The organism is Anaerofustis stercorihominis, from assembly GCF_005844425.1.
Taxonomy (GTDB): Bacteria; Bacillota; Clostridia; order Eubacteriales; family Anaerofustaceae; genus Anaerofustis; species Anaerofustis butyriciformans.
Window position 1 is genome coordinate 17,099 of the sequence record NZ_SPHL01000021.1, and the last position, 15,358, is coordinate 32,456.

The following is a 15,358-nucleotide window of genomic DNA, read 5'->3' on the forward strand; positions in this document are numbered from 1 at the left end:
CCTGCAAACAAAACAACAAGTAAAACTGCAGGAAAAACCAGGAAAACAGCTGCAAAAAAGACAACTTCTTCAAGAAAGACAGTAAAAAAAGATAGTGATACTACAGCTAAGGCTAAAACTACCGCAAATAAAACTGTAAAAAAAGAAGACAGTAAAACTGCAAGTAAGGTAAATACAACTGAAAAAGACAATAATAAAAAATAGCAAAAGGGAAAATGAAATATGAGAGCATATCATAATTCTAGAAACGAAATTTATAGAAAACCCTTCGGTGCCATCTGCATAGGTGGCACTGTTTCTGTTTGTTTAGACATATTTGAGGAAGAAAATGCACAAGTTAAATTAAGGGTATGGATAGACAAAAAGGGTGAAAGTATTTTTCAAATGCAAGAAGAAAAAATAGATGATTATGTAAGACATAGTTTCAATTTAAAATGTAATGAAGCGTGTATAATATGGTATAGTTTCATCATTGAAAAACAAGACGGAAACAAAGTTTATTATGGAGCAAAACAAGGAAGAACAGGAGGAGAAGGTGCATTATATTCTTATGAACCTCCTTCATTTCAAATTACAGTTTATAAAGAAAGAAAAGTTCCAAGCTGGTATAAAAACTCTGTGGTTTATCAAATTTTTCCTGATAGATTTAATAGGGGAAAAGATTTTGAAAAAAGAGTTAAAAACTTAGAAAAGAAAAGAAAAGGCCCTGAAAGAAAACTTGTATATAGTTGGAATGATAAACCTAAATATGATAAAGATGAACAAGGAAGAATTAAAAGCTGGGAGTTTTATGGTGGAACATTACAAGGTATTGTAGAAAAGCTTGATTATTTAAAGAATTTAGGAATTACGTCAATATATTTGAATCCTATATTTTCTGCTGCAAGCAACCATAGGTATGATACTGCAGATTATAATCAAATTGATGAGCTTCTTGGTGATGAGGAAGATTTTAAATATTTATGTAAAGAGGCAGAAAAGAAAGGTATTTCCATTATTTTAGACGGGGTATTTAATCATACAGGATGTGATAGTATATATTTCAATAAATATGGAAATTATGATGAAAAAGGTGCATTCCAAGGAAAAGAATCTAAGTATTATGACTGGTTTAATTTTAAAGAAGACGGTACTTATGATTGTTGGTGGGGTGTGGATGATTTACCAAATGTGAATGAAAGCTGTGAAAGTTATCAAGAATTTATATATAAAAATGAAGACAGCATAATAAAAAAATGGTTACAATTAGGAGCAAAAGGCTGGAGACTCGATGTTGCAGATGAACTTCCCGATGAATTTATAAAAGGAATAAAAAATGCCGTAATTGCAAAAAAAGGTAATGATGGGGTACTTATGGGTGAAGTTTGGGAAGATGCAAGCAATAAAATAAGTTATGGAGAACTTAGAAAATACTTTCAAGGTGAAGAACTTGATTGTGTTATGAATTATGTGTTTAGAGATGGTATTGAGAACTTTATTTTAGGTAAAATCTCTGCTTATGATTTGGCAGAAAGTTTAATGAGTTTATATGAAAATTATCCAAAAGAGAATTTTTATTCCTCTTTAAACTTGCTTGGAAGTCACGATAGAATGCGTATAATGACACTTCTTGGAGACGCTGTTGATGAAAATACATTAAGTGAAGATGAAAAAAGAGAATATAGATTAAATGATCATCAAAGAGGTATAGCAAAAGGAAGATTATGGCTTGCTGTTTTAACACAAATGTTGATGCCTGGAGTTCCATGTATCTATTATGGAGATGAAGCAGGGCTTGAGGGATATTCTGATCCATATAACAGAGCTTCATTCCCATGGGAAAATATAGATATGGATAACCTTTCTATTTATAGAAATGCAATATCTCTTAGAAAAATTTATCCTGTGTTTATAAAAGGGGATTTTGATCCTGTAGCATTCAATGATGACGTCTTTGGATTTTATAGAAAAAATGATAAATCAAAAGCCCTTTTATTAATTAACAGAAGTTTATCAAATGTTTATGATATTAAAATCAAAGAAGATTGGAAAGCTAATGATATTGTAACAGGTGCTGATATGATTAAAGATGAACAAGGATATTATAATGTAACAATATATCCTTTAGGTTCGTCCGTAATTCATTTTAGAAATGACAATGCACTTTGCGTAGAAATGGAAAGAGGAAGCGGAGTATTATGTCATATAACTTCAATACCAGGAGGAAAATTAGGTAAACCGGCAAAAGATTTTGTTGATTTTCTTGCAAGAGCAAAACAAAAATATTGGCAAATACTACCTGTTAATCCAACAGATGCCTTTGGTTCACCATATTCCGGACAATCAGCATTTGCAGGAAATATTAATTTAACGGGTTATTCAATTTCAGAGCTTAAAAATAAATATAAACATTTTAATAAAAAAGATAGTGATTTTATTAATTTCAAAAAAGAAAATGATTATTGGCTTGATGCTTATGCGATGTATATGGCAATAAAGGATGTTGAAGGAAATTATGAAAATCATAAAAAATATTCTATAGAGTTATATAAAAATAAAAAGCTAGGAAAAAGAGCTGATTTTTACAAGTTTACTCAATTTGTTTTTGAACAAATGTGGCAGGATTTGCACAGTTATGCAAATGAAAAAGGAATAAAAATAATAGGTGATATGCCTATGTATGTTTCTGCTTCATCTTGTGATGTTTGGGCAGATCCAGAATATTTTACTGTAAATGAAAATGGAGAAATTGAAAAAGAAGCAGGAGTTCCGCCTGATTATTTTTCTAAAGAAGGTCAGCTTTGGGGTAATCCATTATATAACTGGGATAAAATAAAGGAAGATAATTATTCTTGGTGGTTAAAAAGACTAAAAAGAGCAATTTCACTTTATGATTTTACAAGATTAGATCATTTTAGAGGATTTGAGGCTTATTGGTCTGTTCCAAAAGGGGGAAAGGCTATAAAAGGTGAATGGATACTTGGTGTTGGAACTGAGGTATTTGAAAAGGCTTATGAAGAATTTGGAGCATTACCGTTTATTGCTGAAGATCTTGGAACGATTACTCCTGGAGTAAGGGCTTTACTTGAAAAAACAGGTTTCCCTGGAGCAGATGTTATTCAGTTTTATGATAAAGATCCAGAAAATTATGTTCCGCCTTTAAATAAAATAGCTTATAGTGGAACACACGATAATCAAACTCTTAGGGGATGGTGTATAGCCAGGTATTTTGGCGGTAAAGAAAATGATGAAAATAAAAAATATATTGATGAAAAGATAGAAATATTAAAAGATAAATTATATTCTTGCCGAAGCAATATTGTTATAATGCCTCTTCAAGATGTGTTAGATTTAGGTGATGAATCGAGAATGAATAAACCCGGAACAGTTGATGAAAACTGGAAATGGCAGGCTTTAAAAGAACAATTAGAAGGTTATGATGAGAAGTTAAGAAATTTAACAGAAAAAAATAACAGATAAAAAAATACCCATATGGGTATTTTTTATATTAATATTAATTTTGCAGCCCCACAAATTCCGGCATCGTTACCTAAACTTGCAAGTTCAAACTTTATATTTCTATTTGCAAAATATGCTTTTTTGTCAAAATATTTCTTTACATATTCTATTATAACATTTCCCGCTTTTGATACGCCTCCGCCTATTAAAATAATTTCAGGGTCAATTATTACTGCAATATTTGCAATTGCGTATCCTAAGTATTTACCAAACTCTTCAATAACTTCTTTTGCTATTTCATCGCCATCTTTTAAGGCATCAAAAACATCTTTTGAAGTTATGTCATCTTTATTAAGAATACTTTTTATATTTGTTTTTTCTAACTTATTTTTAGCTAAATTTACAATTCCTCTTGCGGAAGCATATTGTTCAAGACAACCTTGACCTCTACAACCACAGTGTTTATCTTCGTTGTAATTAACTTTCAAATGTCCGATTTCACCGCCTGCACCATTTGAACCAATAAGAGGTTTACCGTTTATTATTATTCCTCCTCCGACACCGGTGCCTAAAGTTATCATTATCAAGTTATTATAATTTTTACCTGAACCTAACCACATCTCACCTAAAGTTGCCATGTTTGCATCGTTTCCTGTCTTTATTTTAAATCCTGTTAGTTCATGTAATTCTTTGATAACTTCTTTATACTCCCAATTAAGATTTGCTGAACCTCTTACAATACCTTCTTCTTTTATTGGAGCGGGAACCCCAACTCCTGCGCCTAAAATATCTTTTTTATTTATTTGTTTTTCATTAATTTTATCTAAAAGAGATTTTGAAATATCAGGTAAAATATATTTACCTCCTTCTTGTTTACGTGTTGGAATTTCCCATTTATCAACTATCGTTCCATTATCTTGAAATAAACCTATTTTTACGGTTGTTCCGCCTATATCTACACCAAAGCAGTAATTCATTTTTTCTCCTATCTAAATATTATTTTCAATTATATATTTTAGTCCAAATGCCATTACTTTAGAGTCTTTTATTTCACCATTTAAAATCATATTTTTTAATTCTTTTTTTGAAACTTTTACTATATTTATAAATTCATCTTCATCTAAATCTTGTTTTTCCTTAACTTCTAAATCGTCACAAATAAAATAATAAATAACCTCATCAGAATATCCGCTTGCAGGATAAGTTTCGCCAAAAGGTTTTATATTTTTTGCTATATATCCTGTTTCTTCTCGAAGTTCTCTTAACGCAGCTTCTTTTATGTCTTCTCCTTTTTCAAGTTTTCCTCCCGGAAACTCAAGAGTTTCTGATTTTACAGCTTGTCTGTATTGTTTTATTAAAATTATTTCTCCTTCTTTTGTTATGGGAATGATTGAAACAGCACCATTAGTTTTTATTATCTGTCTTTTAGCGGTTTCGTTATTTGGAAGTAAAACTTCTTCTTGAGCTATATCAAACACCATGCCTTTAAACACTATATCAGTTGAAATTGTTTTTTCTTTTAAATCCATTTTATTCTCCTTTACTTTTAAATTATACTATAAAAATAGTAATTTATAAGAAGAAAATTAATAATAAAAAAGGTAAAAAGCTTAATTTAAGCTTTTTACCTTAGATGTTTTTATAAAGAAAAATCCTCCAATAACAAACATTACAGCAAGAATTCCAACTCCTGTATTAATGTTTCCACTTATTTGGCTTACCAAAGATACCAAGAATGTTCCAAGTATTGAAGCACCTTTTCCGCAAATATCATATATTCCAAAATATTCACCTGATTTATTTTTTGGAATTATTGATGCAAAATATGAACGTGAAAGAGATTGAATTCCTCCTTGGAATGCTCCTACGCAAATTGCAAGTATCCAAAATTGATATTGAAGTTTCATAGTCATTCCATATAAAACTATGAAGAAGTATGCTGTTATACATACTAATATTAATTTAAACACATCTGTTTTTGTGCTTAATTTCCCAAAAAACAAAGCAGTAGGGAATGCGACAATTTGTGTTACAAGTAAAGCTAGTAATAAACCTTCGGATTTTAAACCAAGAGCGGTACCATATGCAGTTGCCATATCTATTATTGTATATACACCGTCTATATAGAAGAAAAAGGCTATTAAGAAAAACAGTACTTTTTTATTTTTCTTTAGCTCGTTAAATATTTTAGATAACCTTATAAAACTTTCTTTTAATGGGTGATGTGTTGGTTCAACATAATTTTTTTGTTTGTATTTTCTCCATAAAGGCATTGCAAATAGAATCCACCAAACAGCAGTGATTAGAAATGCCAAAAACATAGCAACTTGTATTGATAAACCGATTTTATCATAGAATAAAACTACTACAAGAGATAAAATAAATGGAATACAACTTCCAATATATCCCCAAGCATATCCACTTGCTGAAACTCTATTCATTTTTTCCGGGGCTGTAACATCGGTAAGCATTGAATCATAGAATACCAAGTTTATAGAGTATGCTGATTTTGCAAATACAAATAATAATAAAAACCATATCCATGATTGAATTATTCCAAGAAGAACACATCCAACTGATCCAATTAACAATGATACAGAAAAAAGTTTCTTTTTCCATCCCGGAAAATCTGATATTGTTCCAAAAAATGGAGCAAGCAAAGCAACTATTATTGTTGATATTGTTGTTGCATATCCCCAGTATGCAAGGTAGTTTACTTCTGAGATACCTTGCGAGCTTGCAAGTTGGTTAAAATATATAGGCATTATTGTTGTAACGAGCATTGTAAATGCAGAGTTTCCAACATCATATAAAACCCATTTCTTTTCTATTTCATTAAATTTCGATTTCATACTTTTTCTCTTCCTCCAATGATAATACTAAAATGTCCTGCCAATTTTCGTTTGGTCCAAAAGTTTTGTCAAATGATTTTGATAAAGAAGTATTATTATATAATTTATCAATTAAAATATTTGTGTTTTCTATACACTTATTTATTGAATTATTCATTATCTTTTCGAGTCTTAAATTACTGTCAAGGCAAAGTTTTATTGGTTCTTTTTGCATTCTTAATTTATTTTTGCTTTTATATTGTCCGCTTATATAAAGAACGAAAGAAACAAGTTCTCTTTGCCATAAATGTGCACCAAGTAAAAAACTATCGTAAAAAGATATTGAATTTATAGAATGAAAAATTTCATCTGGAGTTATACCTTTATAGAATGCTGAAATTATTTTACTGTTTTCTTTATTAATATTTATCCAATTTAATCTTTGTTTTTTCTTTGGATCGATATTATTCTTTTTCATTAAATATCTCTCAAATTCCCATTCTATGTCATAATGAGTTACTTTACTTGTATATATTTTGTTTTCAATATATCCATGAGCATTGCTATCAAAAGTAAAATGACATAAAAATCCTAGTAAATAAGATAAATATTTATTAAAATTTTCTTCTTCTATGGAATGTAGAGTATCTATTGCACTGTTAAAAAATATACTTCCTTTTTCATCGTGCATATCATTTCCAAATTTTGTAACATTATTTGATTTTAAAGGTTTGTAATAAAATAATATATCAGGTCCTTGTAAACCTATATTAAATAAATCTTTGTTTTCAATTACTATATTTTTTATTTCTTTTGGATATTTGTCTAAAACTTTTTGTCCAAATATGTAGTGAGCTGTAATTCCAGGCAAAATTAAAACCTCCAAATGCTATATTTAATACTTTATCATAAACTAAAAATTGATTGTATATAAACTGAAAAAAATATTGATATTTTTCAAAAATTTTACATTTGAAAAAGATAAAATGTAAATATATGTTATATTATATAATAAATATTAAATTAATAAAATAATTTTAGGAGAATAAAATGGGTATATTACAAGGATTAAAAATTTTAGATTTTACAACACTTCTTCCCGGACCTTATGCAACACTACTTCTTGCGGATATGGGTGCAGAAGTATTAAAAATAAGCAGTAAAGATAGATTTGATTTGGTAACTCATTGGCCTCCGATTATTGAAGATTCAGATATTACTGCTTCTGCAGCATGGCTTGGAAGAAATAAAAAAAGTATATACTTAAATTTAAAAAAAGAAAAATCAATTGAAGCTGTAAAAAAATTAATAATGGAATATGATATTATTATTGAACAGTTTAGACCTGGTGTAATGAAAAAACTTGGACTGGATTATGATACTTTAAGTAAAATTAATCCGAAACTTATCTACTGTTCTTTAACCGGATATGGTCAAAGTGGTGAGTTAAAAGATAGAGCAGGTCATGACATAAATTATTTATCAAGAAGTGGTTTAATGGCTTCTTCAGGCAGGAAAAAATCAGGACCATCTCTTTACAATATGCAAGTTGCGGACCTTGCGTCGGGTTCTATGAATAGTGTTGTTTCAATTTTAGCGGCAGCTTATAATCGAGAAAAAAGAGGGATTGGAGAATATATAGATATATCAATGCTTGATGGTATGATACCTTTTAATACGATGGACGGAATTTCGTTCTTAACTTCAAATATAGCGCCTAAAAGAGAAAGTCAAGTATTAAACGGCGGAGGTATATATGATTTTTACGAAACAAAAGACGGAGAATATATTAGTGTAGCAGCATTAGAACCGAAATTTTTCTATAACTTATGTATGGCTTTGGGATATGAAGATTGGGCTGATGGTAAAATTTTAAAAACAGATACAAAACTTGTAAAAGAAACATTAAAAGAAAAATTTAAAGAAAAGACAAAAGAAGAATGGAGTATATTTTTTAAAGATGTTGATGCATGTGTTGAACCTGTAATGTCTTTAAATGAAACAAAAGAAGATAAACATCTAAATCAAAGACAGATGTTTGTTGAAACTAAACTTCCTCATAAAAAAGAGATAAAAGTAAAACAGGTTGGGTGTCCAATTAAGTTTTTAAATAGTCCTGTTGAATATGAATATGCAGGATATCCTGAAGGATATCATACTAAAGATGTTTTAAATTATTTGGGATATAGTGATGAAGATATTGAGGATATGATTTAAAAAGATATTGCTTTTGCAGTATCTTTTTTTTATTTTATAAAAAATTTACAAACCTTTTACCGAAAAGGAAAGGTAACAATATTTTACATTATGATAAAATTTAAAATATTATATAAAAAGGAGACTAATGTTTTGGAATATCCTCAAATAGAAAAGTATGAATATAAAAGTCCAAGTTATGAACTAAAGAAAAGAGAAAATATTAATAAAAATATTGAAAAGCATTTAAATATAAGAAGATTTGTCTTATCTGATGATAATAAATGTTTTAAATCTATAAAAGATAGTAAAGATGAAATATCTTTAATTTTTACAGGTGATTTATTATGTTTAGAAAACATGATTGAAAAATATTCTAAAAAAGATGGTGGATATGATTTTTCATTATGTTTTAAATATGTTAAACCTATTTTTGAAAAAGCAGATTTTGTTTGCGGAAATTTAGAAACCGTAATATCGCAAACAGCTCCTTACAGAGGTGAAATATTAACACATGAAGGACCATATTATTGCAATGCCCCATATGAATATTTAGAGGCTCTTTCTTTATGTGGTTTTGATATGCTTACAACTGCAAATAATCATACTATTGATGCAGGTGTAAGGGGAATTGTAGATACAATTAACAATATAAAAGATATTGGTATTATTCAAACAGGTACATTTTTAAAGAAAGAAGATAAATTTGTAATTGTTGATATATGCGGTATAAAAGTTGGTTTTACAGCCTTTTCAACTTCTTATAATAAAATGCAGCTTAACTTAAACAGACAAGGCAGAATAAACTTACTTAATACTTATACTCAAAATAGAGCTCAAAGTGTATTTGATAAAATGAAAGAAAGAGGAGCAGAGGTAACAGTATGTTTTCCTCATTGGGGAAAAGAATATACTTCTGAAATTACACAAAGACAATATTCAATGGCTGAAAACTTATCTAATATAGGCTATGACTTTATTGTAGGTTCTCATGCACATGTTATTCAAAAGTTTGAAAAAATAAATGATAAACCTGTACTTTTCTCTTTGGGAAATTTAATTTCTCATTTAAATACTTTTGCTGATTCAAATTTTTCAGAGTACACACTTCTTTATAATTTAAAATTACGAAAAGAAAATGGACAAATAAAATCAAAAATTGAATTTATTCCATGTAAAATTGTAAAAAATTATAAAGGAATTCCATTTACTGTATTACCTATTGTAGAATCTTTGGGGCTTACGGAGGAAAAAGTTCCAATGCTTAAAAATACATATGAAGATGTAAGTAAACTTCTTGAAAATAACGAAATAATATTAAATACAAATATAGAAGTTTCTTCAAATTCAATAGATGATTTAAGAAAAAATGAAGATAAAGATATAAATGAAGTACTTAATATTTTAAAAGACAAAAAGAAAACTATAAGTAAAAACAGATCAGTAAAAATAAATATTCCTGAACTAAAAGAAAATGATAATTTTAATTATTATAAGAAAGAAAAAGAAGGAATATATGAAATATATGACGATTATGCTGTTCTTCATTCTTTTTTAAGTATGAGCAGTGTAGTTAAGCTAAGTGAAAATGTAGATGGTAAAACTGTATATTATGTAAACAATGATCTAGAAAAAAATGATAGTACAAGACTAGTTTATTTGGGAAAACAAACAAAGATAATAGGAAAAGAAGCTTTTAAAAATTTTACAAACTTAGAAAGTGTAAGATTTTTTGATGAAGTAACAAAGATAGAAGAAAACGCATTTGAAAATTGTATAAAAATGAGTGGCTTATGGCTTCCGGAGTCATTAAAATGTATTGAAAAAAATGCATTTTTAAATTGTGAAAATTTATTAAGTATTAAGATACCACCATCAGTTACAAGTATAGATAAAGATGCTTTTGTTGGATGTAATAATTTAACAATATATTGCGAAAAAGGAAGTTATGCAGATAAATTTGCAAATGAAAATAGAATATGTGTTAAATATATGCCTTTAATAACTAAAAAGGATAATAATATAAGTTTAAATAAAGAAATAGTAGGAACAATGAATGGACCTAATGATAAACATCCAGCTACTATTATTTCAACATGTTATATTTTGGGAACACCTCTTCCATATTATGCAAAATGTAAAAATCAACCTTCAAAATATATAAAATATAGAGCTTTTGATGGAACACTTGAAAGTATAGTTAAATTACTTGGAAGTAAAATGCCTGAAATTGATAAAGAGGAACTTAAAAAGAAATATAAGTCTTTTAAGAGAAAATATAAATCACAGAAAAATTTAAAATATAACAATGTAAATCTTACAGTATATTTTTGTGATTGGTTATTATATTGTAGCCAAAGAGGATTTACTCATAATTGTTATTTTGATTATGAACTTTATAATAAAGAGCCTGATATAAGAGATACATTTTTAAATGAAGGATACAGAAAGAGAGTTCACAAAGCTTGCAATAAAAAAGAATATAGAAAAATATTCTTGGATAAAGCATTGTTTAACGAAACTTTTAAAAAGTATGTAAAAAGAGATTGGCTTGATGTAAGCTGTTGTTCTTTTGATGAATTTAATACTTTTATAAAAAAACATGAAGAATTTTTTGCAAAGCCTGTAAGAGGAACTGGTGGAGCAGGTGCAAGAGTTATAAAAACAAATGATGATACAGCTCAAAATTTATTTGAACTTTGTAAAGAAGAAGGTTTGATAATTGAGGAAATAATTAAACAAAATAGGGAAATAGCAAAGTTTAATGAAAGTACATTAAATACTGTTAGAGTTTATACTTTAGTATGTGCCGATAATACAGCAAAAGTAATGGGTGCAGTTGCAAGATTCGGAAGAGCCGGAAATGTTATAGATAACTTTCATGGTGGTGGAGTTGCTGCAACAATAGATGTTGAAAGTGGAAAAGTTAATCAAGCAATAAATAGAGCCCATATAAGAACAGATATACATCCAGATTCTAAAGAAAAGATTTTAGGGTTTAAATATCCTTACTGGGATAAGTTAAAAGAAGCAGTATGTGATGCTGCATTGAAAGTGCCCGAAATGAGACATATTGGTTGGGATGTATGTATTACGGAAAATGGAGATATTGAATTTGTAGAGGGAAATGGTAAACCTAATTTCGATGTATTACAATCTCCAGACCAAATTGGGAAAAAACATATTTATGAAGATAAAATAAGAGAAATTGAAAATATAGAAGGAATAAATCCTATTGTTTATGACAAGATAATGATAAATACAAAAAATATGGAGATAGGATTTATCAGAATGCTTCCAAGGAGATTAAAAAGGAAAATAAAGAGATTAATAAATAGATAAAATAAAAAATATCCTTAACATTATGTTAAGGATATTTTATTTAAAAAATTAAAGTAAAACCTTTATTTCTATTATGTAAATTAAATGTATAAATTAATATTTTTAATATTTTTATTGATATAATTAGTCTAAATTTCTAAGAGGGGAACAATGGTAATTGTAATAAAGTTAGGAAAGAAATTTATCAATATAGTTTATTATTTTATAAAAAAATTTAACCCTATAAAAGAAAATAAAGTTTTATTTTTAAGCAGGCAGTCTAATACTTTAAGTTTGGATTTTTTACTATTACAAAATGAGCTTATTAATATGACATCAAATAGAATTGAAATAAAATACATATGTAACAGATTAGATGATAATAAAAAAGGAATAATTAAATTTATTATAGATTCCTTTAAAAGTATGTATCATCTTGCAACAAGTAAAGTTTGTGTATTAGATTCTTATTGGCCTATTGTTTCTATTTGTAAGCATAAAAAAGAATTAACAATAATACAAATGTGGCATTCAATCGGGAAAATAAAAAAGTCAGGTCATCAAACTATTGGTAAACCTTCAGGAAGAAGTGAAGAAATCTCTAATCTTTTATGTATGCATCAAAATTACGACATAATTATTTCATCGGCAGAATCCTGGAATCCATTTTATCTTCAATCTTTTAATACCAGTTTAGATAAACTTTATAACATAGGTCTTCCAAGAATAGATTATCTATTGAGAACAAATGAATTTAATAAAGAAAGAATTTTAGATGAATATCCTTTTTTAAAAGAAAAGAAAGTAATTTTATATGCGCCTACTTTTAGAAGAAATATTATTCCCAAATGGGAAGAGCTTTTAGATTATATAGATTTTGATAAATATTTTTTAATTGTTAAAAGTCATCCAAATCAAAAAATAAATACAGATAATCCAAATATTTTAACTTGTCCTGAATTTAGTGCAGTAAGACTTCTTTCTGTTTGTGAATATTTAATTACTGATTATTCTGCTATTGCGGTAGAAGCAGCAATTTTAAATAAAAAAACTTACTATTATCTTTATGATTATGATGAATATTTATTAAAAAACGGAGTTAATGTTGACCCATTTTATTCAATGCCGGGATGTGCTTTTAAAAATGCAAAAGATTTGATTATGGACTTAGAAGCAGGTAATTATAATCAAAATTCTCTTGATAATTATAGAGAAAAATATTTACCAAAAGAACTTGGAACTTCTACTGCAAAACTTGCACAGTTAGTTTTAGATAAGTTGTCATAGAAAAGAGAGGAATTATGTTTGAACTTGCAAAGAAAATTTTAAAAAAAATAAAATTATTTGTTATATATTTCAGAAGAATTATATTTGTAAAAAATCATTTTAAATGTCCTTTTTATAAAAAAATAAGAGCAAATCTTACCAGAGGTTTTTTAGCAGATCAATGGATGTTATATGATTTAGATCACAATGATAAAAACGAATATTTATCTGAATTTGATTGGTATAGGTCAAGATATATAAATGAACCTTTTGATTTTATGTTTAATAATAAAATTGTAGCAAACGAAGTGTTGAAACAATATATTAAAGTTCCTGAAATTTATATGATAAAAAATAAAGGTATTTTATCTATTTTTGATGATAGTGAAGTGGACTATGACTATGCATTAAGACTTCTTAAAGAGCATAAAAAGTTATTTATAAAACCTTATGGAGCAGGAAAAGGAAAAGATGTTAATATTTTAACTTATGATAATGAAAAAATTTATGTAGATAAAAATGAATTAAGTGAGAAACAGTTTGTTTCTTTTTTGTTTAAAAGGGATAATTGGATAATCGTGGAATGTATAAGTCAACATGAGTATGCAAATAAAATATATGATAAAACAGTAAATACCATTAGATTAATTACGTTAAGAGATATTCATACCAAGAAAATAAAAATCTTCTTTGCCGTACAGAGAATAGGAACAAAGAAGACAATACCTGTAGATAATGGAAGCAGAGGAGGACTTGTTTCAAAAATTAATTTAGAAACAGGAGAATTATCTGAAGCAAGATGTCTTCATAACTTAAATGTATATAAGGTTCATCCTGATTCTAAGGCTCCTATAGAAGGAGTTAAAATTCCTAATTGGCAAGAGTTAAAGAAAGAAATTTTAGAACTTGCAAATAAGATTCCATATATGCACTTTATAGCTTGGGATATTTTATTAACTAATGAAGGAATATGTATTATTGAAGCAAATACATCCTCAGGCGTAAATATTATACAGCTTTGGGGAGGGCAGAGAAATAACGAACTTGGAGATTTTTACAGATATCATAATGTAATAAAATAGAGGTGATATATGAAGTATATAATAATGGCTGATGGGAAAGGAAAAAGATGGCATAATTACAAAAATATTCCTAAGCATTTTATAGAAGTAAATGGTGAAAAGATTATAGAAAGAACTGTAAGATTATTAAATGAATTTGATAAAGACAGTGAGGTAATAATAACTTCTCATGATGAAAGATATGAAATAAAAGGTTCAAAAAGATATGAACCTAAACATAACATTTTAGAAATTGATAGATTTACAAGTGAACTTATAGAAGATAATATATGTTTTTTATATGGAGATACATATTATTCTGATAAGGCAATAGAAAAAATTATAAAAATAAATACTGATGATTTATTGTTTTTTGGTAATGGTAAATCTATTGTTGCAATTAAGATAAAAGATTCAAATGTGTTTACTAAGCATGTTGAGAATGTAAGGAAATTATATTTAGAAGGTAAAATTGAAAAGTGTATAGGCTGGCAGGTGTATCAATCATTTCAAGGACTTTCTTTTGATGAAAAAGAAATAAAGGATAAATATGTTTATATTCAGGACGATACACAAGATTTTAATTCACCAAAGGATTATGAAAAGAATAAGGGGGTACTTATATAATGTCCTTTAATGACATAAAGAAATACGGATTAAATATTTTAGCTTTTCCAAATACTTCAAAAGGTTTTACAGGGGCAGAAGCAAGAAAATGGATAAGAGGAGTATATAGAAGTTATTTAAAAGATAAAGATTATTCTTTTAGAGAGACAAGATGGGCAGTAAAAAGGGGCTTTTTACCTGAACAGGTGAAAAGTTTAAATATAAACGAAGAAAATTATAAAGATATTATTTCAGCAAAGGATTATGCTTTTTTAAGACCAATTAATGGAATATATGGTAAGTGGATATCAGATAAGGTAACAATTTATAATATTTTTAAACCATTTAGGGATAGAATGCCAAAATGTTTTTATCATATTACAAACAGATATAAAGATAAACTTATTATTCCTCTTAATGTAAATAAAAATGATACATGGAAAGATGTAATTAATACGATAAAAGAAGAAAAAAAGGTTAGGTTATATATCTCAAACAGACATCAAAGTGATTTTATTGAATGGGAAAATAATAGTTTTTATATTAATGAAAAAGAAGTAAAAGAAAAAGAATTAATTGATTACATTTCAAAAATTAATAAAAGTGTTATTATTACCGAAGATTTAATTCAAAGAAAAG

General features: G+C 27.5%; 11 protein-coding genes. 7 read left to right on the forward strand and 4 right to left on the reverse strand.

Annotation, left to right across the window (positions count from 1 at the left end; translation table 11 throughout):
* The first annotated feature begins 222 nt into the window (after positions 1–222).
* Positions 223–3,459, forward strand: a complete 3,237-nt coding sequence (locus tag FGQ49_RS06635) for a 4-alpha-glucanotransferase (protein WP_138269084.1) — start codon at positions 223–225, stop codon at positions 3,457–3,459.
* 23 nt (positions 3,460–3,482) lie between these two features.
* Here FGQ49_RS06635 and FGQ49_RS06640 read toward each other — a convergent pair whose 3' ends face one another.
* From FGQ49_RS06640 to FGQ49_RS06655, 4 genes are all read right to left on the reverse strand, one after another.
* On the reverse strand, positions 3,483–4,415 hold the full coding sequence (locus FGQ49_RS06640; protein ID WP_138269085.1) for an ROK family glucokinase: 933 nt from the start codon (positions 4,413–4,415) through the stop codon (positions 3,483–3,485).
* A 12-nt stretch (positions 4,416–4,427) separates the two neighbouring features.
* Positions 4,428–4,967 (reverse strand): NUDIX hydrolase, encoded by a 540-nt coding sequence (locus FGQ49_RS06645; protein WP_138269086.1) that lies wholly within the window; start codon positions 4,965–4,967, stop codon positions 4,428–4,430.
* Positions 4,968–5,048: 81 nt separating this feature from the next.
* Positions 5,049–6,290, reverse strand: coding sequence for an MFS transporter (locus FGQ49_RS06650; RefSeq protein WP_138269087.1), 1,242 nt, complete (start codon positions 6,288–6,290; stop codon positions 5,049–5,051).
* On the reverse strand, positions 6,274–7,140 hold the full coding sequence (locus FGQ49_RS06655) for a zinc dependent phospholipase C family protein (protein ID WP_171020625.1): 867 nt from the start codon (positions 7,138–7,140) through the stop codon (positions 6,274–6,276). The genes FGQ49_RS06650 and FGQ49_RS06655 overlap by 17 nt, the downstream gene beginning before the upstream one ends.
* Before the next feature lie 179 nt (positions 7,141–7,319).
* Between FGQ49_RS06655 and FGQ49_RS06660 the strand changes: the two genes are divergently transcribed.
* From FGQ49_RS06660 to FGQ49_RS06685, 6 genes are all read left to right on the forward strand, one after another.
* The gene (locus FGQ49_RS06660; RefSeq protein WP_138269089.1) at positions 7,320–8,486 is read left to right on the forward strand and encodes a CaiB/BaiF CoA transferase family protein; all 1,167 of its coding nucleotides are present in this window, start codon (positions 7,320–7,322) and stop codon (positions 8,484–8,486) included.
* A 132-nt stretch (positions 8,487–8,618) separates the two neighbouring features.
* Complete coding sequence (locus tag FGQ49_RS06665) at positions 8,619–11,807, forward strand: CapA family protein (RefSeq protein ID WP_171020626.1); 3,189 nt, start codon at positions 8,619–8,621, stop codon at positions 11,805–11,807.
* Positions 11,808–11,957: 150 nt separating this feature from the next.
* Positions 11,958–13,073 carry a CDP-glycerol glycerophosphotransferase family protein gene (locus FGQ49_RS06670; protein WP_138269091.1) on the forward strand — a complete coding sequence of 372 codons (1,116 nt, stop codon included), beginning with the start codon at positions 11,958–11,960 and terminating at the stop codon, positions 13,071–13,073.
* Positions 13,074–13,087: 14 nt separating this feature from the next.
* Positions 13,088–14,134: a sugar-transfer associated ATP-grasp domain-containing protein gene (locus FGQ49_RS06675; RefSeq protein WP_138269092.1), complete on the forward strand. Its 1,047-nt coding sequence runs from the start codon at positions 13,088–13,090 to the stop codon at positions 14,132–14,134.
* 9 nt (positions 14,135–14,143) lie between these two features.
* A complete protein-coding gene (locus FGQ49_RS06680) occupies positions 14,144–14,740 on the forward strand; it encodes a 2-C-methyl-D-erythritol 4-phosphate cytidylyltransferase (RefSeq protein WP_138269093.1) in 597 nt (198 codons plus the stop codon).
* A partial coding sequence (locus FGQ49_RS06685; RefSeq protein WP_138269094.1) for a hypothetical protein occupies positions 14,740–15,358 on the forward strand: 619 nt, incomplete at its 3' end. The genes FGQ49_RS06680 and FGQ49_RS06685, both read left to right, overlap by 1 nt.

Bases quoted from the DNA above. Each gene is read 5' to 3' on its own strand.
- FGQ49_RS06670 (WP_138269091.1), top strand. From the start codon at position 11,958: ATGGTAATTGTAATAAAGTTAGGAAAGAAATTTATCAATATAGTTTAT.
- FGQ49_RS06645 (WP_138269086.1), bottom strand. From the start codon at position 4,967: ATGGATTTAAAAGAAAAAACAATTTCAACTGATATAGTGTTTAAAGGC.
- FGQ49_RS06650 (WP_138269087.1), bottom strand. From the start codon at position 6,290: ATGAAATCGAAATTTAATGAAATAGAAAAGAAATGGGTTTTATATGAT.
- FGQ49_RS06660 (WP_138269089.1), top strand. From the start codon at position 7,320: ATGGGTATATTACAAGGATTAAAAATTTTAGATTTTACAACACTTCTT.
- FGQ49_RS06675 (WP_138269092.1), top strand. From the start codon at position 13,088: ATGTTTGAACTTGCAAAGAAAATTTTAAAAAAAATAAAATTATTTGTT.
- FGQ49_RS06680 (WP_138269093.1), top strand. From the start codon at position 14,144: ATGAAGTATATAATAATGGCTGATGGGAAAGGAAAAAGATGGCATAAT.
- FGQ49_RS06640 (WP_138269085.1), bottom strand. From the start codon at position 4,415: ATGAATTACTGCTTTGGTGTAGATATAGGCGGAACAACCGTAAAAATA.
- FGQ49_RS06635 (WP_138269084.1), top strand. From the start codon at position 223: ATGAGAGCATATCATAATTCTAGAAACGAAATTTATAGAAAACCCTTC.